Consider the following 22881-nt stretch of genomic DNA (forward strand, 5'->3'; position numbering starts at 1 on the left):
GTCAGAAAAACCATCGATATCGTCTTGGATGCGTCCTGCTGCTGGTGTCATATTCGATTCCATGTGGGTACCAACTTCCTTAATTAGAGTTATGAAGTTGTCTCACAACAGTTTGACACAGGGGGGATCATGCCGCTGATCGCAGTGCCAATTGCGGCGCCAGCGGCGGCCCCGGCGCCGACCAAGGCCAAAGCGGCCAGTCCACCGGTACCGATGACAGCGACGGCAACCAGGGCGATTGCCGCGCCCACCAGCAAGCCTTTAAGCAGGCTGCTTACGACTGGCGCATGGCCGATTGGATCAAGAGCGCGTGCTGCTTTTGGCATGTCTAGCGCTCCTTTACGAGATGGGCGCGCACGTCGGCAATGCTGGTAAATAGCAATGCTGGTGAACTGGTGACCAATAGCGCTGCCATGTGCAGACAATCGTGCAGGCGTGGAGCAGACGAATCTGCCCGTACGTCGAGTACATACGATTTGCGCCCCGGCTTGTCGTCGGTCGGATCGAGCAGACGGGCGTGCAGCGGCGCACCGCTTGCACTAAAAAATGCCCAGGCATCCTGCTCGACTTCTCTCGGGTCAATTTTGCCACACGCCTCATTCATGTCGACAAAGGCGTGCAGCGTTCGGCGGCGTTCCGACAAAACAAAGATGGTGGACAAGGCCTCAGCTGGCGTGGCGAGGTCCACCGGCTGCGCCAGTTTGCGGCGTAGCCGGGTGCTATTGAGAATGCCATCAAAAGTTGCGTTCCAGCTCGCGCTAAATGGCGCAAGACAGGTCGCTGCGATCAGCATGGCCTGAACCGTACCACCTTGTGCGCCCTCCACCAGCGTCATCACCTGACGCTGGTACATATAGTGATTACCGCTGGGCCAGCTGTACGCAAGTTCCCAGGCTGGGGCGTCATCAAGTCTGCGTTCTTCAGAAAGGCTGAGTGTGAATCGTGGCAGGGCGTTCGACATCTCTTGGATCATGCGTTTGCTAAAGGCGATCAAGGTCTCGCCATCGAGCACCTCGGCGTGCGAAACGACTACGCTGAAATTGCTCGGCCCGCTGTCATTGAGCGTGAACATGTGCATGGACTTGTCCTTGAGTTGCGTCGGCATCTCAAAGGACGCGTGATTGGCATGGTACTCGGTTGCTGATTGTTGTTGCATAATTCTTGCGCTAATAAGCGCGGCCTATTTTCTGAAATCGGTGTTGTGAATGGTCACGAGTTACTAGATGCCCGCGAGAGGTTCGAAATACTGCCGCTCATATTTGACTGACAGCAAACAATTATTGCATCTTTTGCTAGCATTTCGGATTGTAAAACATTTCGGTGTAATCGAAGCCTATCTGAAGAGATTGATACGCCTCTTTAGCATATTTTTCTGGATTTTGTGATTTCTCTAGTCTGTGCCATGACATCCATTCCTCTTGTGCGTACCGCATTCGTCCCTAGGGACCGATGTGGACGTAAAATCCTGTTGGATTGCTGGGCAGTCGGAAATGTTACTTTAGACCATTTCCGTCACCGCCCCAAGGTGCTCAGCTGTAATTTGAGCTTAGCGTACTATTTTTTCCGAATTCTGTGGTCACCCCTTATCAGGCGTAGACGCGCACCCTTTCGACGGATTCCGGCACCACCGCACGCAGCACATCAACCCGGATCGCCGCTTCAAGCGACGGAATCGAGCCACCGGCGCGGTAATGAAAACTCACCTGCAACACATCGCCCGCCTTGCACTGTACGCCTTGTTGCAGCGGCAAGGTCATGTAATGGTTCAGCCAGTCGATGGTGGCGTTCTCTTCGCTCACGACTGCCAGCACGTTCTTGGTAATGAAACGCATCGCATTGACGACGCCATTCTTTTCGATCAAAAACTTGCCTTCCCATGCGATGCGGGTGTCTTGCGGCTGGCTGAAGTCGAGAATGCTGTACACCGACGGCGGCGCCAGTTCGACCGTGCCGGGATGGATCACCGTGGTTTCCTGGAACTGCACGATAGGCGCGTAAAACCCCTCGAAATCGTATTCCTGCTGCAATGGCTGGACCGCCATGATCACCGCTTCCGGCAAAAAGCGCGGCAGCGGGCCGCCAAAGCGCGCCAGGTAGCGCTGCTTGAACGATTCGATCACTTCCACCTGCTTTTCGCGCAACATGCCAACGTGGATCATTTCGCAGATGACGATGTCGACCGGTTCCGGCGGCAGGTATTCGAAGGCGTCGGCATGCACCACCTCGACCTTGTGGCCGTTCGGGTTCATCGACATCATCTTGCGCGCTTCCTTGACCATGTCGGGATTGAATTCGACGCAGTACACTTTTTCAGCCTTGGCGGCCGCGAACCAGGACAGCACGCCCGTTCCGCCGCCGAGCTCGAGCACCTTGGCGCCAGGGAAAACCGCGTAGTGGATCGCCGACTTGAAACCGTGCATCCGGTTTTGGTCCATCAACATATTGTGGTGATAGTGGACAGGAATGAACTGTCCCAGATAGCAGCTTTCGATTTCGCGTTCGTTCAGCATGATTTTCCCTTTGGATTGGCGGCCAGGCCGTCACGGCCCGGATGCCCCGCCGTTGCTTGGCTTTGATTAGTACGACCTAATCATTATCAACAACATGGGTGCAGTTTGATGCCGCGAGATAACTCGCTTTTCCGTGCCAGTTCGGCGCTTGACGGCGCCCGCTTGCGGCACCTGCTTGCGGTGCCCGCTTGCGGCACCCGCTTGCGGCACCCGCTTGCGGTGCCCGCTTGCACCGCCGGGTCCCCTAAAGGCCGCGCCGCCTCTGGGCAAGATGGGCGTTGATGGCGTCGGCAATGCGCGGCTTGTCGGCACGCTCGGCGATCTGGGCGGCGGTCAGGCTTTCATTATTGCGCAGGGTGGCGTCGGCACCCTCCCGCATCAGCAGCTTGGCGGCCGCTTCGTGGCCTTCGCGTGCGGCAATCATCAGCGGGGTCAGTCGACTGGGCGTTTCGGCGTCGATGTAGGCGTGGTGCTCGAGCAGGATGCGGACGATCTCGTCGTCGCCGCTGGCGGCCGCGTAGTGCAGCGGGGTCCAGCCAGGATAGGTGACGATGGCGCCCTTGGCCAGCAAGGCCAGCACCGCCGGCTTGTTGCGCTTGAACGCGGCCATCATCAGGGCGCGGTTGCCGTTCGGCGCGGCAAGTTCAAGGTCGATCCCGGGCTGGTCGAGCAACACATTGACGACATCGTTGGCGCCCTCGCGCAGCGCCAGGATCAGCACGCTCTGGCCGGTGATCGGATCGACCGTGTTCGGGTTGCCGCCGTTGTTGAGCAGTTTGCGGACCATGGACGCGTTGTCCATCTGGGCGGCAACGACGACATCGCGTACCGGATCGGCCGCCGCCGTGGCCGAGGCGCTCGCAAGCACGGCGGCCAGGAACAAACGACTGATCAGCTTGAGCATGAAGTTGACTCCCTAATCCCTTGAATTCATTGACAAATATCGATTTCCTCAGAAACGGGTTTACCTGCGCTCACAGTGCAGAATCGACTTCAACTTCATCGCGTATGGCCTTGAAAAGATTGAAAAAATTGTCGGTCGTTTGCTGCGCCACCGTTGCCAGCGGCACATCCTTGAGCGCCGCCAGGTATTCGGCCACATGGCAAACAAAGCCCGGTTCGTTCATCTTGCCCCGGTGCGGCACCGGCGCCAGGTAAGGCGAATCGGTCTCGATCAGGATGCGCTCAAGCGGCACGGCGCGGGCCACCGCTTGCAACTCCTTGGCGCTCTTGAAGGTGACGATGCCCGAAAAGGAAATGTAGAAACCCATCGCAATCGCGGCCTCGGCCACTTCCAGTGATTCAGTAAAACAATGCATGACGCCGGCCACGCCGCCCTTGTCGGTGCCGGCGCCCTCTTCCCGCATGATGCGGATGGTGTCCGCGCTGGCGGCGCGGGTGTGAATGATCAATGGCTTGCGCGTGATTCTGGAAGCACGGATATGCACCCGGAAGCGCTCGCGCTGCCACTCCAGGTCGCCCTGGAGCCGAAAATAGTCGAGGCCGGTCTCGCCGATGGCGACGATTTTCGGATGCTGTGACAATTCGACCAACTGGTCGACGGAAGGTTCCGGCGTGTCCTCGTAATCGGGATGCACGCCGACCGAGGCGTAGATATGGGGATATTCCTTGGCCAGGGCCAGCACCTGCGGAAAGTCCGGCAGGTCGACCGACACGCACAGGGCGTGGGTGACCTTGTTGGCGGCCATGGTGGCGAGGATCTCGGGCATGCGCGCGGCAAGCTCGGGGAAATTGATATGGCAATGGGAGTCGATATACATCCCGCCATTGTAAACCTTAGCCGATACGCTTGCCCAGAATGATCAGGTCGCGCTCGATGCCGTCCAGGTTGGCCACGCGCGGGAGGTTGGCCCAGGTATCGAAGCCAAACTTCTTGAACAAGGCCAGGCTGGGCGCATTGTGGCCGAAGATGAAGCCGAGCAAGGTATGCACGGAAATGTTCGGCGCGTAGGCGATCGCCTGTTCCAGGCAATAGCGCCCGATGCCCTTGCCGCGCCAGCTTTCGGCGATATAGATCGACAGTTCGGCGGTGCCCGAGTAAGCCGGACGGCCGTAGAAGTTGGAGTACGACATCCAGCCGATGAGCGCCGGGCTGGCGCCGGCGTCGTCGGCCGCGTGCAGCACCCACAGCGGGCGGCGCTCGGGATCATGGTCGTCGAACCATGCCTGGCGCGAGGCCACCGACACCGGCTCGGTATCGGCAGTCACTTCGCGCGAGGCGATGGTCGAATTGTAAATGTCGACGATGACAGGCAGGTCGTCGGGACGGGCAACACGATGGACGAAAGACGGCATACAGCGAGCGGTGACAGTCAGGTTAAGGGGTTGTTACAAGGGCGATTACAAGGTATGCGTGGCGCGCGAGGAGCGCAGGGCCGCGCCCAGGATCTCTTCGATGCGCAACTTGGCGCGCTGGCCGGTCTCGTCGTCGGGGAAATGCACGCCGATGCCTTGCGCCTTGTTGTTGTTGGCGCCCGCGGGCGTGATCCAGGCCACCTTGCCTGCGATCGGGTATTTATTGGTATCGTCCATCAACGCCAGAATCAGGTAAATCTCATCGCCGATCTTGTACGGCTTCACAGTGGGCACAAACATGCCGCCGTTGCGCAGGAAAGGCATATACGCGGCATACAGCGCCGCCTTTTCCTTGATGGCAAGCGACAGGACCGAAGGACGCGTGATTTGCGGAGCGCTTGGGTCAGTAGGGTTGCCAGACATTAAAATCCTTTCAGGTACAGCATGCAGTGTAATCAAGCAACAGGTCTTCGACAAACAATTTCGGCGACAGCGGATGGTCCGCGATCGCGCGCCGGTCGTTTGCATTTTTCATCGCGCGCAGCAGGTTCGCGGTGTGTACTTTGCCAGCAAGCACGGCGATTTCGTTCTGGTAACGTGGATAATACCGGATACTACCCGCTAGTTTGTAGGAAAACAGATCGTAAAGCCAGCGCTGCATCCAAGAAACCAACGTCAACAGCGGTGCTTTGCTCAATTTTTCAGCAGTCCGCAGTGCGCCGTCGACGCTCGGATGCGCCAGACAGTGCAATAGCGCCTCCAAATCCTCGCGGCTACCCGTTTCCGATTGCGCCAGCGCGGCCAGCGGCGCGCCGCCCTGCTCGCGCAGCCAGCTGGCGGCATCAAGCAGGCCCTGTTCTTTCAGCCAGGCCAGCGCGGCGGCTTCATCGGGCATGGGCAGGGCGAACTTGCGGCAGCGCGACAGGATCGTCGGCAGCAAGCGGTCCAGGCTGTTCGACGAGAGCAGGAACACGGTGCCCGGCGGCGGCTCTTCCAGGGTCTTGAGCAAGGCATTCGAGGCCGGCATGTTGAGCGCCTCGGCCGGATACACGACCACCACCCGCAGCCCCTGGCGGTGGGTGGAGATGTTCATGAAGTCGGCCAGCGCCCGGATCTGCTCGATCTTGATCTCTTTCGACGGCGCCTTGGTCGACTTGGCTTTCTTGCCGCCGTCAAGCTCGGCGCCCTCGTCGCCGTCCGCCGGCGCCTCGTCTTCCAGCGCTTCGGGCCGTACGCGGCGGTAGTCGGGATGGTTTTGCTGCGAAAACCAGCCGCAGGACCCGCAGGCGCCGCAAGCGTGGCCGTCGGGACGCACGTTCTCGCACAGCAAGGATTGGGCGAAGGCTTCGATAAAATCGGCCTTGCCGGTGCCGGCGGCGCCGTGGAACAGGATCGCGTGCGGCAAGCGCTCGCGCATCAGCTGCAATTGCTGCCACGCACTCGCCTGCCAGGGATAAATTGTATTGCTCATCGCGACATTCTTAGTTTAATCAATCACTTACAGCAGCGTTTCGAGGATGTCGACCAAGGCGGCCTGGATCTCGGCAATCGATTTCGTGGAATCGATGACAACAATCCGTTCTGGAAACTGCGCCGCGCGGCGCAGGTATTCATTGCGGCAGGCCGCGAAAAAATCGGCTTTTTCCTGTTCGAACTTGTCCAGCGTGCGGGTCGCGTCCAGGCGCGCACGGGCCACAGCGAGCGGCACGTCGAACAGCAAGGTCAGGTCCGGTTGCAGGTGCGGATGCACCCATTGCTCGAGCGCCTCCATCTTGGCCCGCTCCAGGCCCCGTCCGCCGCCCTGGTAGGCAAAGCTGGCGTCGGTAAACCGGTCGGAAATGACCCAGTCGCCACGCTCCAGGCCGGGTTCGATGACCTGGGCGATGTGCTCGCGGCGGCTGGCGAACATCAGCAAGGCCTCGGTTTCGAGGTGCATCTTTTCGTGCAATAGCAGTTCGCGCAATTGTTCGCCGAGCGCGGTGCCGCCCGGTTCGCGTGAGGAGACGACGCGCTTGCCGCGCGCCGCCAGGGCGGCGGCGACGAAGCCGATATGGGTGGACTTGCCGGCGCCGTCGATGCCTTCAAAGCTGATGAACTTGCCTCTTGAGGCGGTACTGTCGGTCATGGAACGGGAAACGCCTATCGTTGATATTGATTCACTGCCCGGTTATGATCGGACAAATTGCTGGAAAACTGGCTGGTGCCATCCTTGCGCGCCACAAAATACAGGGCGTCGGTCTTGGCCGGCCCCAGCGCGGCGGCCAGCGATTGCACGCCAGGCAAGGCAATCGGGGTCGGCGGCAGGCCGGTGCGCGTATAGGTATTGTACGGCGTGTCGGTTTCGAGGTCGCGTTTGCGGATGTTGCCGGCGTACTTGTCGCCCATGCCATAGATCACGGTCGGATCGGTCTGCAGCATCATGCCCTGGCGCAGGCGGTTCACGAACACGCCGGCGATCATGGCGCGCTCGGACTTCTGGCCGGTTTCTTTTTCGATGATCGAGGCCATGACCAGCGCCTGGTACGGGTTGTCGTACGGCAGGCTGGGGTCGCGCTTTTCCCAGGCGGCGCCGAGGCGGTTCATCATCAGGGTGTGCGCCTGCTTGTAGATCTGCATGTCGCTCGATCCCTTGGCGAACAGATAGGTGTCCGGGAAGAACAAGCCTTCGGCCGCCTTGTAGTCGGTCGTGATCCTGGCCAGCAGTTCGGCATCGGACAGCGTGTCCGTATCGTGCTTGAGGCCTTTGTTGCTGGCAATCGCCTGGCGCATCTGCTTGAAGGTCCAGCCTTCGATGATGGTCAGCGATTCCTGGGCGAATTCGCCGCGCACCAGTTGGTCGAGCAGGCGGCGCGGCGAGGTGTTCGGCTTGAGCTCGTAGGTGCCGGCCTTGATCTTCGACGCTGTCTGGGTGGCGCGCGCCAGCAAGGACAGCATGTAGGGATTGACCGGCACCCCGGCGTCGGCGATCTCCTGGGCCGCCGTGCCCACGCTGCTGCCAGGCTGGACCGTGAATGCGATGGGCTCGCCGGACGTGGTGATCGGCTCCTTGGCCCAGGTGAAGAAGTACATCGCCGCGCCGGTGCACAGCAGGAGGATCAATATGAGTAATTTTTTGAACAAGTCCGAACTCGATTCTGTGGTTTTACGCCGTGTCCGGCGCGATTTTCGCGACATCTCTATAATGAGCCCGTAATGATAAAGCTTAAATCGGGAAATATTTGGAATTTATGAACAACTGGAATGAATATCTCTCGTCGCAGGGCGCGCAACTCGCCACTGACGGCTCCGGCCACGTGCCGGACTTCGGCCATGCGCTCACCGCCGCCGAGCTGGCATCGGGCTTCGTTGCCGCCATCACCGACCAGGCCGTGCTCGCGGTCAGCGGCGACGATGCCGCCACGTTCCTGCACAATCAGCTGAGCAATGATGTTGAACATCTTGGCCTGGCGGACGTGCGGCTGGCGGGCTACTGTACCCCCAAGGGGCGCTTGCAGGCAACTTTCCTGATGTGGCGCGGCAGCGAGTCGGTCTTCCTCCAGCTGGCGCGCGACATTGCCCCCGCGCTGCAAAAGCGCCTGTCCATGTTCGTGCTGCGCGCCAAAGCCAAGTTCAGCGATGCTGGCGGCGCCATGGTGCTGCTTGGCATTGGCGGCGCTGGCGCCGAGGCCGCGCTGCTGCCCCTGTTCGGTGCGCTGCCGGCCACGCCGTACGCGCGCATCGACCACCCGCTCGGTACCTTGCTGCGCGTGGCCGACGTGTTTGGCGCGCCCCGCTACCAGTGGCTGGCCACGCCCGAGGCGGCCCAGGCGGCCTGGCCGGCGCTCGCCAGCGCCTTGCGCCCGGCTGGCGCCGACGCCTGGCGCCTGTCCGAGATTCATGCCGGCGTGCCGCAGGTCACCCTGCGTACGCAGGAGCAATTTGTTCCGCAGATGGTCAATTTCGAGTTGCTCGGCGGCGTCAATTTCAAGAAAGGCTGTTATCCGGGCCAGGAAATCGTTGCCCGCAGCCAGTATTTGGGCAAGCTCAAGCGCCGTACCGCGCTGGCGACGATCAATGCGCCGGCCCAGGCCGGTGACGAAGTATTCGCCGCAGACGATCCCGACCAGCCGTGCGGCATGATCGTCAACAGCGCGCCCAACGGCGCCGGCGGCGTCGATGCGCTGGTGGAAATGAAACTGGCGGCCATCGAGCAAGGCAATGTCCACCTTGGCTCGGCCAGCGGCGTGCCGCTGCGCATGTTGCCGATGCCCTACGCGCTCGACGCGCTCGACCTCTAGCCTGCCATGGTCGACCTGTATATTTACTACAAGGTGCGCGACGAGCACGCGGCGCGCCTCGCGCCGCTGGTGCGCGCCATGCAGGCCGCCCTGGCCTTGCCAACGGGCGTGACGGGCTCGCTCAAACGCCGTCCCGGCGCGCAAGACGGGCGCCAGACCTGGATGGAAATCTATCCCGCCAGCCCCACCGGGTTCGACACTGCGCTGGCGGCGGCGGTCGGGCAAGCCGGGCTGGATCAGTTCACCGATGGCCCGCGCCATACGGAAGTTTTCATGGATATAAGCACATGTGCCTGATTGTTTTTGCATGGCAGGTCGTTCCCGGCGTGCCCCTGATCGCCGCCGCCAACCGCGACGAATTCTATGACCGCCCGACCGCGCCGGCCGGCGTGTGGCCCGAGCATCCGAACATATACGCGGGGCGCGACCTCAAGTTCGGCGGCAGCTGGATGGGCATCACGCAAGACGGCGCCAACGGCCCGCGGTTTGCGGCGCTGACCAACATCCGCGCGCCCGAAGAGCGCCGTACCGATGCGCCCTCGCGCGGCGCGCTGGTGGTCGATTTTTTGGCCGGCACGATGACGGCGGCCGACTATATCGCGCAGATTGCCGATGGCAGCGCAGCTTACAACGGCTTTAACCTGGTGCTGGGCGACCGCAGCGGCATGGTCTGGTTTTCGAATCGCGGGGCCGGCGACGCGCGCAATGGGCAGGCTTTGGCGCCGGGCATTTACGGCATTTCCAACAGCCTGCTCGACGCGCCATGGCCGAAGGTGGTGCGCACCAAGGCGCAGTTCGCCAGTTTGCTGTGCCAGGGCGCGCCCGAAGACGCGTATTTCGAAATGCTGGCCGACACCACCCGCGCGGCCGACATGCGCTTGCCCGACACCGGCGTCGCGCTCGACCTGGAACGGGGCTTGTCCGCGGTATGCATCGAGATTCCGGGTTACGGCACGCGCACCTCGACCGTGGTCAAGCTGTATGACGATGCGCCTGCGGAGTTGCACGAGCGGATGCTGGCGTGAGTGCCCTGCCGGCACGCCATTAGCCTCCCCGCCCAGCCAGCTTGCGAAGCGGCGTTGATCGGTCTAAGCTGAATTTCCGAACGGAGAACCCGATGAGCGTCAGAGGATCAAGCAAACGCCCGATTGGCGAAAAGGCTGCTAACTTACCGATCGCCATGGCTTTGCCGCTCAGCTAAGCGGTTTTATGACCACCAACTTCCAGACCGTCATTCCCGCCTGCGCGGGAATGACGTAGCTTAAATTTGCGGCATTAGTGCCGGAGCCGCTCTTTTGGATGCTCGCAGCGCCATCCCTACCCAGCACAGCTGATGTCTTCAAGTCGCAGCAATTCCATGTCGCCGCACGAGATTTTGCCTTTGTCACCCATATCCAGCTTGACGATCAGCTTTCGGTTCCCAAAGGGGTTTCCCTTCTGGATGACGCTGAACCGGCGTACATCGCCCAGGGTGAAGCGCGGCCAAAAATCCATCCAGACATTGCGGCGCATTGCGAACGTCGCCACGCAGCTGCGCACCACCACCCGCTCGTAGGCGCCCGCGTCGATGCTGCGCCGCTCGTCTTCGGTAATCTGCAAGGACATCGTCCATTGATCAGGACGAGCACGCGGATTAGGCACTTCCCGAGCCAGGCCAACCAACTCCACGCGCAGCAGGCTGTCCTCGGCCGGGAGGCGCTGTTGCAGCGGTTCAATGGCGCGGATACATTCCAGTCCCCTGAACACGGGTACCGGGACCGCGATGCGGGTCATCGATTGCGGCACCAGATTTGCCGCAGCCAGGGTCGTGATCGCGGCGCGCGCCTCCGGCCCGCCATCCCAGAGTCGAGCGTCGGGCACGGCGCACAACTCGCGCTGCCCGGTTCTCCGATAGTGGCGCAAGGCGCGCAAGACGATTCGCCGGACGTCGGCTTGGGACTCTGTGAACAGCGCCGCACTAGCTGTTTGCGCCAACGACGCCAGCACGATGTCGGCCAATTCCCAGTAAGCGCTGCTGGGGTGCATGTGATAGCTCTCAGCGTCGTTGCGGACCTTATCGCATTTGTTGCGAAAGTCATCAATTGTCAGCGTGGTGTGAAGGTCCATTTGCATCCCCGGTTATGCAGAAACGATGAGTTTAGCAGATTGCACCACGTCAACTCCGGGGCGAGCCGAGGCCCCGGCATGCGTCGTCCTCAGCCCCTCATCTTGGCCCGCAACATGTCGCGGATATGCGGCGCGGCCTTGTACGGATCGCCCGGATTGATGCCCTTGACGATCTCGTCCATCCGCTCGCCCACGTTGCCCAGCGCGCCCGGATGCGAATAGATATAGAACTGCCCGTCGCGAATGGCGTCGAAGGTAATCTGCGCCACATCGCCGGCCGAGACCTTGCCCGACTCGACCGCCTTGACCGTCATCGCCTGCGCCGCCTTCTGGCTGGCGGTTGGCCCGCCGGTCATCTTCACGTCCTCGGGCCGGTTGCGGTGCGACTGGCTGATGCCGGTCGGTACAAAATACGGGCACAGCACCGACGCGCCGATCGGCGCCTCCACCAGTTGCAAGTCCTGGTACAAGGTTTCCGACAAGGACACCACCGCATGCTTGGACACGTTGTACACGCCCATGGTCGGCGCGTTCAGCAGCCCCGCCATCGAGGCGGTGTTGACGATATGCCCCTCGTACTGCGGGTCCTGCTTGGCGCATTCGAGCATCAATTTGGTGAAAATGCGCACGCCGTGAATCACGCCCCACAGATTGACGCCCAGCACCCATTCCCAGTCGGCTTCCGAATTCTCCCAGATCAAGCCGCCCGAACCCACGCCCGCGTTGTTGAACACCAGATGCACCGCGCCGTAGCGCGCCATGGTGGCGTCCGCCAGCGCCTGGACCTGCTCGCCCTTGCGCACGTCGCAGAGCATGGCCAGCACCTGCGCGCCCTCGCCTTCGAGCTCGGCCTGCGTGGCGTCCAGCGCGTCCTGCTGCACGTCGGCCAACACCACTTTCATGCCCAGGCTGGCGGCGCGTTTCGCGAATTCGCGGCCGAGACCGCTCGCGCCGCCGGTGATCACGGCGACTTTGTCTTGGAAGTTTTTCATGTCAGATGAGCTTTACCAGTTGTTTGCCGAAGTTGCGGCCCTTGAGCAGGCCGATGAAGGCGTCCGGCGCCGATGCCAGGTCCGGCGCCACGGTTTCGCGGTACGTGAGCTTGCCGCTCGCGACCAGCGCGCCCAGTTCACCCAAGCCTTGCGGCCACAGGTCGAGGTGTTCGCTGACGACGAAGCCGCGAATCGTCAGGCGGCTGGTGAGCATGAAGCGCATGTTGCGGATCGACACATCTTCGCCGTTATAGCCGGCGATCATCCCGCATAGCGCCACACGGCCGAAGGCGTTCATGCGCGGCAAGGCGCAATCGAAGCCGGCTCCGCCCACGTTCTCGAAAATGGCGTCGATGCCGTCCGGCGTGGCAGCGGCCAGGTCCTCGACCAGCTTGCCGGCCTTGTAGTCGATGCAGGCGTCGAAGCCCAGTTCCTTGACGACATAGGCGCATTTGTCCGGTCCGCCGGCGATGCCGACCACGCGGCAGCCTTGCATCTTGGCCAGTTGTCCGACCACGCTGCCGACCGCGCCGCTGGCCGCCGATACCAGGATGGTGTCGCCCGCCTTCGGCTTCATGATGTGGTTCAGGCCATACCAGGCCGTCATGCCGGGCATGCCCGCCACGCCCAGGAAGGCCGACAGGGGAATCTGGCTGGCATCAACCTTGCGCAAGGTCGTACCGTCGGCCACGCCCATCTCGGCCCAGCCGAGCATGCCGACCACCATGTCGCCAACCGCAAATGTGGGGTGCTTCGATTCCAGCACTTCGCCCGCAGTGCCGCCGATCATGGTCTCGCCGATGGCCTGGGTGGCCGCGTAGCTCTTCGCCTCGCTCATGCGCCCGCGCATGTACGGGTCGAGCGACAGATAATGGTTGCGCACCAGCACCTGGCCCTCGCCCAGTGCGGGCAGCTGCGCCGTCTCGAGACTGAAATTGTCGGGCTGGACTTCGCCGCGCGGACGCGACGCCAGGACCACGCGCTGGTAGGTAGCGGCCGTCATACCGCCGATACTCCACCGTCCACCGCCAGGGTCTGGCCGGTGATGTGCTTGCCCGCGTCGGATGCGAACAGCAAGGTTGCCCCTTTCAAGTCTTCATCGTCGCCGATGCGGCCCAGCGGCGCATCCTTGGCCAGCGCTTCCTCGCCAATGGTTTCCAGCACGCCCTTGGTCATCTTGGACGGGAAAAATCCCGGCGCGATGGCGTTCACGGTGATGCCGTACGCGCCCCACTCGCCCGCCAGCGCGCGCGTGAAGTTGACCACCGCGCCTTTCGAGGTGTTGTAAGCGATGGTTTTCATGGTGCCCGGCGGGTTGCCCGCCAGGCCGGCGATGGAGGCGATATTGACGATGCGGCCGTACTTGCGCGGAATCATCGACGCCTTGCCGACCGCCTGGGTCACCAGAAAGATGCTGCGGATGTTCAGGTTCATGACCTTGTCCCACGCCTCGACCGGATAGTCTTCGGCCGGCGCGCCCCAACTGGCGCCGGCGTTGTTGATCAAAATGTCGATGTGGCCGAGGCGCTTCATCGCTTCATCGACCAGCGGCTGGATATGCGCTTCCTGCGCCAGGTCGGCCGCGATGGCGCTGGCCTCGATGCCGCGCTCTTTCAGGTGGGCAACCGCTTCGTCGAGGTCAGCCTGCTTGCGCGAGGAAATGACGATCCTGGCGCCCTGCTCGCCTAGCGCTTCGGCCATTTGCAGGCCCAGTCCGCGCGAGCCGCCGGTAATCAGTGCCGTCTTGCCGGCGAGGGAAAACAGTTCTTGCGTAGTACGCATAGGGAATCCTTGTTATTCAGATGTGGTAGTCCATGCATTGGCGCTCGTCACGAATGGCGCCAAAGAATGGTTTGAGTGCGTGGTGGGTCGGATGCTCGCCGTACGCCTTCAACGCTTCCTTGTCGGCGAACTCCGCGTACAGCACCACGTCGTACGTCGCTTCCAGGCCCGGCTGGGCCAGCGACACTTCAAACGCGAACATGCCCGGCACGATGTTACGGCAGGCTTCCAGCTGCTCCTTCATCTTGCGCGCATTGGAGGCGCGGTCGGCGCCTTCGGCAACTGCTTTCAGCTTCCACATGACGATGTGCTTGATCATTGTCCGGTCGGTCCTCAGAACCACGCATCGCGCATGTCGAGCGTGGTGGTGTCGATGCTGGCCAGCAGGTCGAGCTGTTGCTGGACCTTGGGCAGTTCCCAGTGGAAGAAGTAGCGGCAGGCTTGCAGTTTGCCCTTGTAAAAGTTGCTGTCATCCAGAGACGGCGACCCCGCCAGTGCATGCGTGGCCACCAGCGCCTGTTCCAGCCAGATCCAGGCGACGACCGTGTGGCCGACCGCTTCCAGGTACAGGCTGGCGTTGGCCAGGGTCTTGTTCAGGTCGCCCACGGCGTACAGCGCCTTGGTGACCGTGGCGATGCGCTGCCATTCTTCTTCGAGCAAGTCGGCGTTGGCGTGCAGGTCGACCGACACATCGGCCGCGCGCACTGTGGCAATCGTGGCCGCAATCTCGCCGCCGATGGCCTTGAACAGCGCGCCCTCCTGGATCGACGCCTTGCGTCCCAGCAGGTCGAGCCCGTGGATGCCGTGCGTGCCTTCGTGGATGGCGTTGAGGCGGTTATCGCGGTAAAACTGTTCGACGTTGTACTCGCGCGTGTAGCCGTAGCCGCCATGCACCTGGATCGCCAGGCTGTTCGCTTCCACGCACCATTGCGACGGCCACGACTTGGTGATCGGGGTGAGGAAGTCGAGCAGGCGCCCGGCGTGTACCCGTGCGTCCGGGTCGGGCGCGCTGCGTTGTTCGTCCACCAGGCGCGCCGAATACAGCACCAGCGCCATGGCGCCTTCGGCATACGCTTTCTGGGCCAGCAGCATGCGCCGCACATCGGTGTGCTCGATGATCGGCAACTGCGGCTTGACCGGGTCTTTCTCGGCCGGATGGCGCCCTTGCGGGCGGCTGCGCGCGTAATCGAGGGCGTGCAGGTAGCCGGTCACGCCCAGCACGGCAGCGCCCAGGCCCACGCCGATGCGCGCTTCGTTCATCATGTGGAACATATTGGCCAGGCCCTGGTGCGGCTGACCGACCAGGTAGCCGACCGCGCCGGCCTTGCCGAGCGGCTTGAAGCGCCCTTCGCCGAAGTTGAGCAGGCAGTTGGTGGTGCCGCGATTGCCCATCTTGTGGTTCAGACCGGCCAGCACGACGTCGTTGCGCTCGCCCGGCTCGCCATCGTCGCCGACCAGGAACTTGGGCACGATGAACAGGGAGATGCCCTTCACGCCGGGAATCAGGCGCCCGTCCGGGCCGGGAATCTTGGCCAGCACCAGGTGGACGATATTGCCGGCCAGGTCGTGTTCGCCGGCGGAAATCCACATCTTGTTGCCGGAAAGGCGGTACTGGCGCTCGCCATCGACGCCGTCGACCGGGTCCGCCTCGGCGCGGGTGCTGATGTCGGACAGGCTGGACCCGGCCTGCGGCTCCGACAGGCACATGGTGCCGAAAAACTTGCCGGCGTACAGAGGCCGCACGAAGCGTTCGATCTGCTGCGGCGTGGCGGTTTTCAGCAAGGTGTTGGCGTTGCCGATGGTGAGGAAAATGTAGGCCGAGGTGGCCACATTGGCCGCCGTGAAGTAGGCGGTCACGGCTTTTTCCAGCACGCATGGCAACTGCATGCCGTCGAATTCGTAGTCTTGCCCGGCCGCCATCAGGCCGGCGGCGGAAAAGGCATCGAGCGCGATTTTTACTTCGGGAATGATGGTCACCGTGTGGCCATCGACATGCGGCTCGTGCTGATCGTTCTTTTTGTTATGCGGCGCGAACAGCTCGGTGGCGATCTGTTCGGCGGTATCGATGGCCGCGTTGAAGGTTTCGCGGCTGTGGTCGACAAAGCGCGGACGCGCGGTCAGCGCCTCGACATCGAGCCATTCGTACAGCAGGAAGTCGAGGTCGCGGCGCGACAGTATGTTCGATGGCATCTAGCGTCCCCCGGGAAGGCAAAGAAAGCGGGGCTGCGCCGGAGCGGCGCGCCCCGGCGTGGATCAGACGACTTCGAACAGGCCGGCGGCGCCCTGGCCGCCACCGATGCACATGGTGGCAACGACGTACTTGACGCCACGGCGTTTGCCTTCGATCAGCGCGTGACCGACCAGGCGCGCACCCGAGACGCCGTACGGGTGGCCGACGGCGATCGCGCCGCCGTTGACATTGAGGCGGTCCATCGGGATGCCGAGGCGGTCGGCGCAATACAGCACCTGGACCGCGAACGCTTCGTTCAGTTCCCACAGGCCGATGTCGGCGACCGACAAGCCAAGCTTTTTCAGCAGTTTGGGAATCGCAAACACCGGGCCGATGCCCATTTCGTCCGGCTCGCAACCGGCCACGGCGAAGCCACGGAAAATGCCGAGCGGCTGCAAGCCGCGCGCTTGCGCCACATTGCTGCTCATCAGGATGGCAACCGAGGCGCCGTCCGAAAACTGGCTGGCGTTACCGGCCGAAATGACGCCGCCCGGCACCGCGCTGCGGATCTTGGAGACGGCTTCGAGCGTGGTGTCGGCGCGGATGCCTTCGTCCGCGCTGATGGTCACTTCGCGCGTGACCAGCATGCCCGAGGCTTTGTCGGCTACGCCCATGATGGTGGTCATGGGCACGATCTCGGCGTTGAACAAGCCGGCGGCCTGGGCGTTGGCGGCGCGCTGCTGGCTCTGCACGCCATATTCATCCTGGCGGTCGCGCCCGATGTTGTAGCGCTTGGCCACGGTTTCGGCCGTTTGCAGCATGGGCCAGTAAATCTCTGGCTTGTGTTCCTTGAGCCAAGGATCGGCCAGCATGTGCTGGTTCATTTCCTGCTGCACGCAGGAAATCGATTCGACCCCGCCGGCGGCGTAAATATCGCCCTCGCCGGCAATGATGCGCTGCGCCGCGAGCGCGATGGTTTGCAGGCCCGACGAGCAGAAACGGTTGACCGTCATGCCGGCCGTGGAGACCGGGCAGCCGCCGCGCAAGGCGATCTGGCGCGCGATGTTCGCGCCCGTGGCGCCTTCCGGATTGGCACAGCCGATGATGACATCCTCGACCTCGCCCGGCTCGATGCCGGCGCGGGCGATGGCGGCCTGCAGCACGTGGCCGCCGAGCGTGGCGCCGTGCGTCATGTTGAAGGCGCCCTTCCACGATTTGGCCAGGCCGGTGCGGGCGGTCGATACGATGACGGCATCTATCATGTGTGTCTCCTGAGTTGGATTAATATGCGCAATGCGCTGTGTTGATCGCTACGAGAATAGCACATTTTAGTACGGTCGTTCGCAAAATCATTCGCGCCTGGCGCGCCGTCGTCCACCACCTTGAAAAAGAGGCCCATGAGCATTGCCGAACAAGTGACATCGCTGCTCGCGCCGCTGGCCGACCCGGCCCGGGCGGCGCGCATGAGCGCCTATATGCGCGACCAGTTCGCGTTCCACGGCATCCCCACGCCGGCGCGGCGCGCCGCGCTCAAGCCGCTCGTGGCCAGCCTCAAGGGGGCGGATCCGGGCGTGCTGCTCGACGCCGCCACCGCCCTCTGGCGCGCGCCGCAACGCGAATGCCAGTACGCGGCGATCGACCTGCTGGCCGCGCACGTCAAGCGCTTCGATGACGCGCATATCGACGCGCTGCTCGCGCTGGCGCGCCAGGCGGCGTGGTGGGATACGGTCGATGCGCTGGCGGCACTCGTCGGCACGGTGGTGCGCGCCGACACGTCGCAGCGCCAGCCGCGCATGGACGCGGCCGCGCGCCACGCCGACCTGTGGACGCGCCGCATCGCCATGCTGCACCAGTTGGGCTGGCGCGCCGAGACCGATCTGGCGCGCCTGTTCGGCTACGCAGGGCAACTGGCGCACGAAGAGGATTTTTTCATCCGCAAAGCCATCGGCTGGGGCTTGCGCGACTACGCCCACCATGACCCCGAGGCCGTGCGCGCATTTATCGTGGAAAACGACGCCAGCTTGTCGGCCCTGACCCGGCGTGAGGCGGCCAAACATCTGGATATGCAACAGTAAATTGATGCCAATCTTGGTTTTCCGAAATTTCTTTCTTGTCGGTCGCGTTGGGCATGTCCGTGCTGGTCTCGTTCAGTATCGTGCTGGTGCCAGGCGCCCCCGCCTGCCTCGGCAACAGCACACGGCAAGGTCACGCTGACAGGCGCGCCGGACAGCGCCGCCCGCAGCTTTCCTTGTTGCCTTTTTACGTCATACGCCGCGCAGCGCCCGCCACAATACGATCTTTACCGCGCTTACTTACTTGCCGATCGGGATATGTGGCAATATTGATAAAACAGCGCATGTGGACTCGTAATGACCACCCTGACCCAAGTTGAGAAACCATGCGAACCGGACAGCCTCGCGCCAACACCGCCGCTGCCCTCGCATTACGACATCCGCAGACGCCTTGGCGAAGGCGGCTTCGGCGTCGTCTACGAAGCTTGGGACAGCAAGCTGCGGCGCAGCGTCGCCATCAAATTTACCAAGCACAGCGTGCCGGGAGCGTCCGATAGCAGCCTGATGCGCGAAGCGCGGATTGCCGCCTCCCTGCACCATGCCGCCTTTGTCAAGGTGCATGCGATCGAGGAAACGGGCGACGCCCCCGGCATCGTGATGGAACTGGTGCGCGGCCGAACGCTCAAGGAAGTCCTCCAGGACGCTCTGCCGGGCATCGCTTCCGCCTGCGACTGGCTTACGCAACTGGTCGATGCGATGTGCGAAGCGCACGCCAGCGGCTTGATTCATGGCGACCTCAAGCCGTCGAACCTGATGATCGAACCGGGCGGCAGGCTGCGCATCCTCGATTTTGGCCTGGCGCAACTCCAGGACCCGCTGATCACCACCTCGCTGCATCAGGACTGCCTGCAAGGCACCATCGCTTACATGGCCCCGGAACGCCTGCTCGGCGCGCGGCCCGACGCGCAGGGAGACGTCTACGCGCTTGGCGTCATCTTCTACGAATTGCTGTGCGGCGCGCGCCCCTTCGACGACTTGAAGGGCATGGCGCTGGCGGCCGCGCAGATCCAGTCGGACCCGCGCAGCTGGCGCTTTACGCCGGGCCTGGCCACGCCGCTGCGCGAGCTGATCTGCGACATGACGGCGCGCCAGCCGGCCCAGCGCTTGCCGGACATGGCGCAGGTGCGCTTGCGGCTGGGGCAACTGGCCGACGCTGTGCCGGCGCCGGCCGCCCCGGATGCGGCGCCGCCACCCAAGGCGCGCGCGCGGCCTCGCCTGGCATGGGCTTATGCGGGCTGCGCCGTGCTGGCCGTCGCCGTGCTGGCCGGCGCCGCCTGGCGCTACGCGGCGCCAGCGCTGGTGGCTGTGGAGGCCGCCCTGACGCCCTACTCCGAGGCGGGCGAACTCAAACTCGGCCTGGCCGAACTGAAATTGCATGACCGCCCGGGCAGCCTGCAAAGCGGCAGTGCGCGCTTCCATCGCGTTCTCGCGCACCGTGCCGAGAACGCCGCCGCCGTCGCCGGACTGTCGCTCGGCTACAGCCTGCGCTACATGGCCGATACCCAGGACGAAAACTGGTTGCAAAAGGCCGCCGCCAGCGCGCAACAAGCCTTGAAACTGGACGACCAGCTGGCGCTGAGCCATACCGCCATGAGCTGGGTATTCCTGAACCAGCGCCGCCACGACCAGGCGCTGCACGAAATCGAGGCCGCCCTGCGCCTCGACCATGGCGACTTTTTCGCGTGGTACGGCAAGGTCCAGATCCTGCGCCACGCGCGCCGCTTCGACGAGGCATTCAAGGCGCTGGCGCAGGCACGCCAGCGTTTTCCCACCGAGCGCGCCTTCGAAGACGAACTGGGGGCGCTGCATTACGCCCGGGGCGAATATGCCGACGCCGAGCGGGCCTTCCGCCGCAGCATCGTGCTTGAGCCGGACGCGGTCGCCTCCTATGCCGGCCTGAACGCCTCATTACTGCGCCAGCAGCGCATCGAGGAGGCCTTCGCCGTGCTGCAGCAAGGCTTGCAGGTCCGGCCGAGCGCCAAACTGTACGGCAACCTGGGCAACGCCATGTTTCTCGTCGGCGACTACGTGGCCGCCGCCGCCGCCTTCGAGCATGCCGTCTCGCCCACGCGCGGCGCGCCCGGCGATTACCTCAACTGGGCCAACCTGGCCGACGCCTTGCAGTGGATTCCCGGGCGCGAAGCGGAGGCGCGCAACGCCTATGCCAGGGCGCGCGACTTGCTGGCGCCGCAGTTGCAGCGCGCGCCCGGCAACGCCACGCTGGTCTACCGCATGGGAATGTATTGCGCCCGCACCGGCGACAAGGCGCAGGCGATGGACTTGATGACGCGCGCGCTCGGACTGGCGCCGGAGAGCGCCGACGTGCGCTTTTACGCCGGCCTCGCGTATGAACTCATCGGCCAGCGCCGCCTGGCGCTGCAAGCCATTCTCAAAGCCAGGGAACTGGGCTATCCGGTCAAGTTCATCGAGGCTGAACCCGACCTGATCGCGTTGCGGCGCGATCCGGCCTATCACGCCGATTGACACCGATCGGTCCACGCGGACGCAAGCCCGCCCCTTTGTAGTTCTGGAAAGGAAGTGTATGTCGCAATATACGTTTACCATCGCCTTCAAGAGCGGCGTCAAGATCGCCACCTTCACCACGAATTGCCCCCGCCTTCCGACGGGTCTTTACAACCCCCAGAGCGGCGATACGCTCAAGTTCATATTCATATGCAAGAACGAGCCGATCGAGATACATAACGGCAAATTGATGGCGACGAACATGCACCTTCCCGAGGCATCATCGCCGTTCAACGGCGTGGTCGATGGCGCCGTTCCGATTATCAACAACAGCGTGGTGTCATTCGATGTCATCAGCGGCGACTGGTGCTTCTACATTAGTTTTTACGCCAGGAACAACAGCGGACAGTGGGAGTTCCATCTCTTGCCCGATCCCGAACTGCAGGTCGGATCGATCCCCAACGAGAAGAACACCCGCTGACGCCGCGACCGGCGCGCGGCGCGCCGCCCCTCCCATCTCAGCGCCGCTGTGCGGCTGCGACGCGCGCCATCCCTCTCCCTTCCAGCTCGTAGCCGAGGCCGACCGGCCGGCAACAGCGCGCCAGTATCGCGTTGGCCGCGAGTGCGCGCTCCCTGGCGTTTCAAGAGCGCCATGCTCGCATTCGCCGGGATTCCCGGCTCGAATTCACGGCAAATGACGGCATGGCCCGGTTCACGTAAATTGCCCATGAAACCTGCACCTTGACAGTCACCCTGTGCTGAACTTGGGGCGAACCTGGAAAACGGGAAAATGGACTAAATGAGTACTTCCATAGGTTCCTGGAAAGCGCGAGGGATGCCGGGCGCCACTCTTTTTCATATCCATGGTGTAAAGAAAGCGTGTCAACAAGACACTGATATGTCAACAAAGGCTGGATTAGACATGAAAACCCTGAAAAAGCAGGCATAAAAGCGGTCTTTTTTGCTGGCACGCTGCTTGCGATAGTGAAGATGCGGGCGGCAACAAACCATTAGCCGGTAAGTTGCATCACCGCTTAACCTCAACATTTTCTTTCTCAAGGATAAATCATGACAACCCAGTACAAAATCCACATCGTCAACCAGAGCATGGCGACCCAAGATTTCTGGTGCTTTCTGAGCGCGCCTGAAATGAATGTCGGCTCCACGGTGTATGCAAACTCGGCAGCGAATTTGAGCGTTGTGCCAAATTCGCCGTCGGACAATTCCTTTACCATTCCCCTGCAGTTCAGCATCGGCGCCGATGCGTCGAATCTCGCAGTTGGCCTGAATGTCGTGGTCGATTCCAAGGTCACGGAAAATGTCGAGCTGGGTCAAGCCTGGACTGCAGGCTATGCAACCACCCCTCCCGCGCAAGGTCCGACGCTTGCCATGGCAAGTCAGGGGGGGCCAAGCACTAGCCTCAGTATCGCCAGCAATCACTTCAACGCCGGAATCAATGCCGGAAATAATTGGTACGAAAGCCAGTCGTTTGGCGTTGAAAGTGCCCAGGGCTTCATGGGAGTGACCTGGGCGCCCAATCCGGGCGACGTCACTACCATCACCCCAACCCTGTCGTTCTATGTCGCTACGGGCACCTTCTCGGCCAACGCGCTGGCCGAGATGAACACCATCTCCGGCGACTGCGCCACCATCAGCACTAACCAATTTTCTGGGAGCAATGAAGCATGGGTGATGCTGGACAGCCAGGGATACTGGCATGTCTCTAGCACCAATCCCGGCAGCTCCGGCAACGCCAATGTCGACCTGCTCATTCACAGCCATGCCAAGCTCGCGATCGCTCACGCACAACTGGTGAACTACGCGGTCGGCGATGGCAAGGAACGCGGCACCTCCCCCTCCATCAATGACACGGTCAAACGCGTTAGCTGGGGACCGGCAACGATCGATGCCGAAACCGGTGACATGATCGTTGTGACAGGCGCCATGGTGCTGGCCACCGCCGCAGTGGCGATCACGACATTCATCGTCGGCGGGATCAGTTTCACAGCGAATGGCACCACCGACGGTGGAAGCACGTGGAATTTCTCGTACAATGGACCGAAGACGCTCAAGACGCTGAAAGAAGCCCTGAAAGAAGGCGCGACCATTGCGTATCAAAAATAGTGCGGCGCATTGAGCAAGTGAACGCCGGAGGCCGCGCGCCGGAGGCCGCGCGCCGGAGCGCGCCCTCTT

24 protein-coding genes are annotated in these 22881 nt (G+C 62.6%); 7 read left to right on the forward strand and 17 right to left on the reverse strand.

Features of this window, described 5'->3' with window-relative positions; genetic code table 11:
• Positions 1 to 89: 89 nt before the first annotated feature.
• The 10 genes from F1735_RS03970 to mltG form a co-directional block, all read right to left on the reverse strand.
• A complete protein-coding gene (locus tag F1735_RS03970) occupies positions 90 to 326 on the reverse strand; it encodes a hypothetical protein (protein WP_167235720.1) in 237 nt (78 codons plus the stop codon).
• 2 nt (positions 327 to 328) lie between these two features.
• Entirely contained in the window at positions 329 to 1156 is an 828-nt protein-coding gene (locus F1735_RS03975; RefSeq protein ID WP_167235721.1) for a DcrB-related protein, read from the reverse strand.
• A 430-nt stretch (positions 1157 to 1586) separates the two neighbouring features.
• Positions 1587 to 2510: a methyltransferase domain-containing protein gene (locus tag F1735_RS03980; protein WP_167235722.1), complete on the reverse strand. Its 924-nt coding sequence runs from the start codon at positions 2508 to 2510 to the stop codon at positions 1587 to 1589.
• A gap of 244 nt (positions 2511 to 2754) precedes the next feature.
• The gene (locus F1735_RS03985) at positions 2755 to 3414 is read right to left on the reverse strand and encodes an ankyrin repeat domain-containing protein (protein WP_167235723.1); all 660 of its coding nucleotides are present in this window, start codon (positions 3412 to 3414) and stop codon (positions 2755 to 2757) included.
• Positions 3415 to 3484: 70 nt separating this feature from the next.
• Positions 3485 to 4291, reverse strand: a complete 807-nt coding sequence (locus tag F1735_RS03990) for a TatD family hydrolase (RefSeq protein WP_167235724.1) — start codon at positions 4289 to 4291, stop codon at positions 3485 to 3487.
• Between the two features lie 16 nt (positions 4292 to 4307).
• On the reverse strand, positions 4308 to 4826 hold the full coding sequence (locus F1735_RS03995) for a GNAT family N-acetyltransferase (protein ID WP_167235725.1): 519 nt from the start codon (positions 4824 to 4826) through the stop codon (positions 4308 to 4310).
• Positions 4827 to 4871: 45 nt separating this feature from the next.
• Positions 4872 to 5249 (reverse strand): PilZ domain-containing protein, encoded by a 378-nt coding sequence (locus F1735_RS04000; protein WP_054262511.1) that lies wholly within the window; start codon positions 5247 to 5249, stop codon positions 4872 to 4874.
• Between the two features lie 10 nt (positions 5250 to 5259).
• Positions 5260 to 6297: a DNA polymerase III subunit delta' gene (locus F1735_RS04005; RefSeq protein ID WP_167235726.1), complete on the reverse strand. Its 1038-nt coding sequence runs from the start codon at positions 6295 to 6297 to the stop codon at positions 5260 to 5262.
• 27 nt (positions 6298 to 6324) lie between these two features.
• The gene (gene tmk / locus F1735_RS04010; RefSeq protein ID WP_167235727.1) at positions 6325 to 6951 is read right to left on the reverse strand and encodes a dTMP kinase; all 627 of its coding nucleotides are present in this window, start codon (positions 6949 to 6951) and stop codon (positions 6325 to 6327) included.
• Between the two features lie 14 nt (positions 6952 to 6965).
• Positions 6966 to 8000, reverse strand: coding sequence for an endolytic transglycosylase MltG (gene mltG / locus F1735_RS04015; RefSeq protein ID WP_167235728.1), 1035 nt, complete (start codon positions 7998 to 8000; stop codon positions 6966 to 6968).
• A gap of 53 nt (positions 8001 to 8053) precedes the next feature.
• On the opposite strand from mltG, the gene ygfZ reads away from it, so the two are divergent.
• The 3 genes from ygfZ to F1735_RS04030 are packed head-to-tail and all read left to right on the forward strand — an operon-like array spanning position 8054 to position 10128.
• Positions 8054 to 9103 carry a CAF17-like 4Fe-4S cluster assembly/insertion protein YgfZ gene (gene ygfZ / locus F1735_RS04020; RefSeq protein WP_167235729.1) on the forward strand — a complete coding sequence of 350 codons (1050 nt, stop codon included), beginning with the start codon at positions 8054 to 8056 and terminating at the stop codon, positions 9101 to 9103.
• Between the two features lie 6 nt (positions 9104 to 9109).
• Positions 9110 to 9400, forward strand: a complete 291-nt coding sequence (locus F1735_RS04025; RefSeq protein ID WP_167235730.1) for a DUF4936 family protein — start codon at positions 9110 to 9112, stop codon at positions 9398 to 9400.
• A complete protein-coding gene (locus tag F1735_RS04030) occupies positions 9391 to 10128 on the forward strand; it encodes an NRDE family protein (protein WP_167235731.1) in 738 nt (245 codons plus the stop codon). The genes F1735_RS04025 and F1735_RS04030 overlap by 10 nt, the downstream gene beginning before the upstream one ends.
• A gap of 292 nt (positions 10129 to 10420) precedes the next feature.
• On the opposite strand, the gene F1735_RS04035 is transcribed toward F1735_RS04030, so the two are convergent.
• From F1735_RS04035 to F1735_RS04065, 7 genes are all read right to left on the reverse strand, one after another.
• On the reverse strand, positions 10421 to 11209 hold the full coding sequence (locus F1735_RS04035) for a hypothetical protein (protein ID WP_167235732.1): 789 nt from the start codon (positions 11207 to 11209) through the stop codon (positions 10421 to 10423).
• 89 nt (positions 11210 to 11298) lie between these two features.
• Entirely contained in the window at positions 11299 to 12201 is a 903-nt protein-coding gene (locus tag F1735_RS04040) for an SDR family oxidoreductase (RefSeq protein WP_167235733.1), read from the reverse strand.
• A gap of 1 nt (position 12202) precedes the next feature.
• Positions 12203 to 13204, reverse strand: a complete 1002-nt coding sequence (locus F1735_RS04045; RefSeq protein WP_167235734.1) for an NADP-dependent oxidoreductase — start codon at positions 13202 to 13204, stop codon at positions 12203 to 12205.
• Entirely contained in the window at positions 13201 to 13983 is a 783-nt protein-coding gene (locus F1735_RS04050; protein ID WP_167235735.1) for an SDR family oxidoreductase, read from the reverse strand. The genes F1735_RS04045 and F1735_RS04050 overlap by 4 nt, the downstream gene beginning before the upstream one ends.
• A gap of 16 nt (positions 13984 to 13999) precedes the next feature.
• Entirely contained in the window at positions 14000 to 14302 is a 303-nt protein-coding gene (locus F1735_RS04055) for a Dabb family protein (protein WP_167235736.1), read from the reverse strand.
• 14 nt (positions 14303 to 14316) lie between these two features.
• Positions 14317 to 16173 (reverse strand): acyl-CoA dehydrogenase, encoded by a 1857-nt coding sequence (locus tag F1735_RS04060; RefSeq protein ID WP_167235737.1) that lies wholly within the window; start codon positions 16171 to 16173, stop codon positions 14317 to 14319.
• A gap of 63 nt (positions 16174 to 16236) precedes the next feature.
• Positions 16237 to 17415 carry an acetyl-CoA C-acyltransferase gene (locus F1735_RS04065; protein WP_167235738.1) on the reverse strand — a complete coding sequence of 393 codons (1179 nt, stop codon included), beginning with the start codon at positions 17413 to 17415 and terminating at the stop codon, positions 16237 to 16239.
• A 135-nt stretch (positions 17416 to 17550) separates the two neighbouring features.
• On the opposite strand from F1735_RS04065, the gene F1735_RS04070 reads away from it, so the two are divergent.
• The 4 genes from F1735_RS04070 (at position 17551) to F1735_RS04085 (ending at position 22812) form a co-directional block, all read left to right on the forward strand.
• On the forward strand, positions 17551 to 18228 hold the full coding sequence (locus tag F1735_RS04070; RefSeq protein WP_167235739.1) for a DNA alkylation repair protein: 678 nt from the start codon (positions 17551 to 17553) through the stop codon (positions 18226 to 18228).
• 294 nt (positions 18229 to 18522) lie between these two features.
• A complete protein-coding gene (locus F1735_RS04075) occupies positions 18523 to 20709 on the forward strand; it encodes a serine/threonine-protein kinase (RefSeq protein WP_167235740.1) in 2187 nt (728 codons plus the stop codon).
• Positions 20710 to 20767: 58 nt separating this feature from the next.
• Positions 20768 to 21169, forward strand: coding sequence for a hypothetical protein (locus tag F1735_RS04080; protein WP_167235741.1), 402 nt, complete (start codon positions 20768 to 20770; stop codon positions 21167 to 21169).
• Between the two features lie 587 nt (positions 21170 to 21756).
• Complete coding sequence (locus F1735_RS04085) at positions 21757 to 22812, forward strand: hypothetical protein (RefSeq protein WP_167235742.1); 1056 nt, start codon at positions 21757 to 21759, stop codon at positions 22810 to 22812.
• Positions 22813 to 22881 lie beyond the last annotated feature (69 nt).

It is taken from the genome of Massilia genomosp. 1 (assembly GCF_011682185.1).
In the GTDB taxonomy this organism is placed as follows: domain Bacteria; phylum Pseudomonadota; class Gammaproteobacteria; order Burkholderiales; family Burkholderiaceae_D; genus Telluria_A; species Telluria_A rubra.

Bases quoted from the DNA above. Each gene is read 5' to 3' on its own strand.
- F1735_RS03970 (WP_167235720.1), bottom strand. From the start codon at position 326: ATGCCAAAAGCAGCACGCGCTCTTGATCCAATCGGCCATGCGCCAGTC.
- F1735_RS03975 (WP_167235721.1), bottom strand. From the start codon at position 1,156: ATGCAACAACAATCAGCAACCGAGTACCATGCCAATCACGCGTCCTTT.
- F1735_RS03980 (WP_167235722.1), bottom strand. From the start codon at position 2,510: ATGCTGAACGAACGCGAAATCGAAAGCTGCTATCTGGGACAGTTCATT.
- F1735_RS03985 (WP_167235723.1), bottom strand. From the start codon at position 3,414: ATGCTCAAGCTGATCAGTCGTTTGTTCCTGGCCGCCGTGCTTGCGAGC.
- F1735_RS03990 (WP_167235724.1), bottom strand. From the start codon at position 4,291: ATGTATATCGACTCCCATTGCCATATCAATTTCCCCGAGCTTGCCGCG.
- F1735_RS03995 (WP_167235725.1), bottom strand. From the start codon at position 4,826: ATGCCGTCTTTCGTCCATCGTGTTGCCCGTCCCGACGACCTGCCTGTC.
- F1735_RS04000 (WP_054262511.1), bottom strand. From the start codon at position 5,249: ATGTCTGGCAACCCTACTGACCCAAGCGCTCCGCAAATCACGCGTCCT.
- F1735_RS04005 (WP_167235726.1), bottom strand. From the start codon at position 6,297: ATGAGCAATACAATTTATCCCTGGCAGGCGAGTGCGTGGCAGCAATTG.
- tmk (WP_167235727.1), bottom strand. From the start codon at position 6,951: ATGACCGACAGTACCGCCTCAAGAGGCAAGTTCATCAGCTTTGAAGGC.
- mltG (WP_167235728.1), bottom strand. From the start codon at position 8,000: ATGTCGCGAAAATCGCGCCGGACACGGCGTAAAACCACAGAATCGAGT.
- ygfZ (WP_167235729.1), top strand. From the start codon at position 8,054: ATGAACAACTGGAATGAATATCTCTCGTCGCAGGGCGCGCAACTCGCC.
- F1735_RS04025 (WP_167235730.1), top strand. From the start codon at position 9,110: ATGGTCGACCTGTATATTTACTACAAGGTGCGCGACGAGCACGCGGCG.
- F1735_RS04030 (WP_167235731.1), top strand. From the start codon at position 9,391: ATGTGCCTGATTGTTTTTGCATGGCAGGTCGTTCCCGGCGTGCCCCTG.
- F1735_RS04035 (WP_167235732.1), bottom strand. From the start codon at position 11,209: ATGGACCTTCACACCACGCTGACAATTGATGACTTTCGCAACAAATGC.
- F1735_RS04040 (WP_167235733.1), bottom strand. From the start codon at position 12,201: ATGAAAAACTTCCAAGACAAAGTCGCCGTGATCACCGGCGGCGCGAGC.
- F1735_RS04045 (WP_167235734.1), bottom strand. From the start codon at position 13,204: ATGACGGCCGCTACCTACCAGCGCGTGGTCCTGGCGTCGCGTCCGCGC.
- F1735_RS04050 (WP_167235735.1), bottom strand. From the start codon at position 13,983: ATGCGTACTACGCAAGAACTGTTTTCCCTCGCCGGCAAGACGGCACTG.
- F1735_RS04055 (WP_167235736.1), bottom strand. From the start codon at position 14,302: ATGATCAAGCACATCGTCATGTGGAAGCTGAAAGCAGTTGCCGAAGGC.
- F1735_RS04060 (WP_167235737.1), bottom strand. From the start codon at position 16,173: ATGCCATCGAACATACTGTCGCGCCGCGACCTCGACTTCCTGCTGTAC.
- F1735_RS04065 (WP_167235738.1), bottom strand. From the start codon at position 17,415: ATGATAGATGCCGTCATCGTATCGACCGCCCGCACCGGCCTGGCCAAA.
- F1735_RS04070 (WP_167235739.1), top strand. From the start codon at position 17,551: ATGAGCATTGCCGAACAAGTGACATCGCTGCTCGCGCCGCTGGCCGAC.
- F1735_RS04075 (WP_167235740.1), top strand. From the start codon at position 18,523: ATGACCACCCTGACCCAAGTTGAGAAACCATGCGAACCGGACAGCCTC.
- F1735_RS04080 (WP_167235741.1), top strand. From the start codon at position 20,768: ATGTCGCAATATACGTTTACCATCGCCTTCAAGAGCGGCGTCAAGATC.
- F1735_RS04085 (WP_167235742.1), top strand. From the start codon at position 21,757: ATGACAACCCAGTACAAAATCCACATCGTCAACCAGAGCATGGCGACC.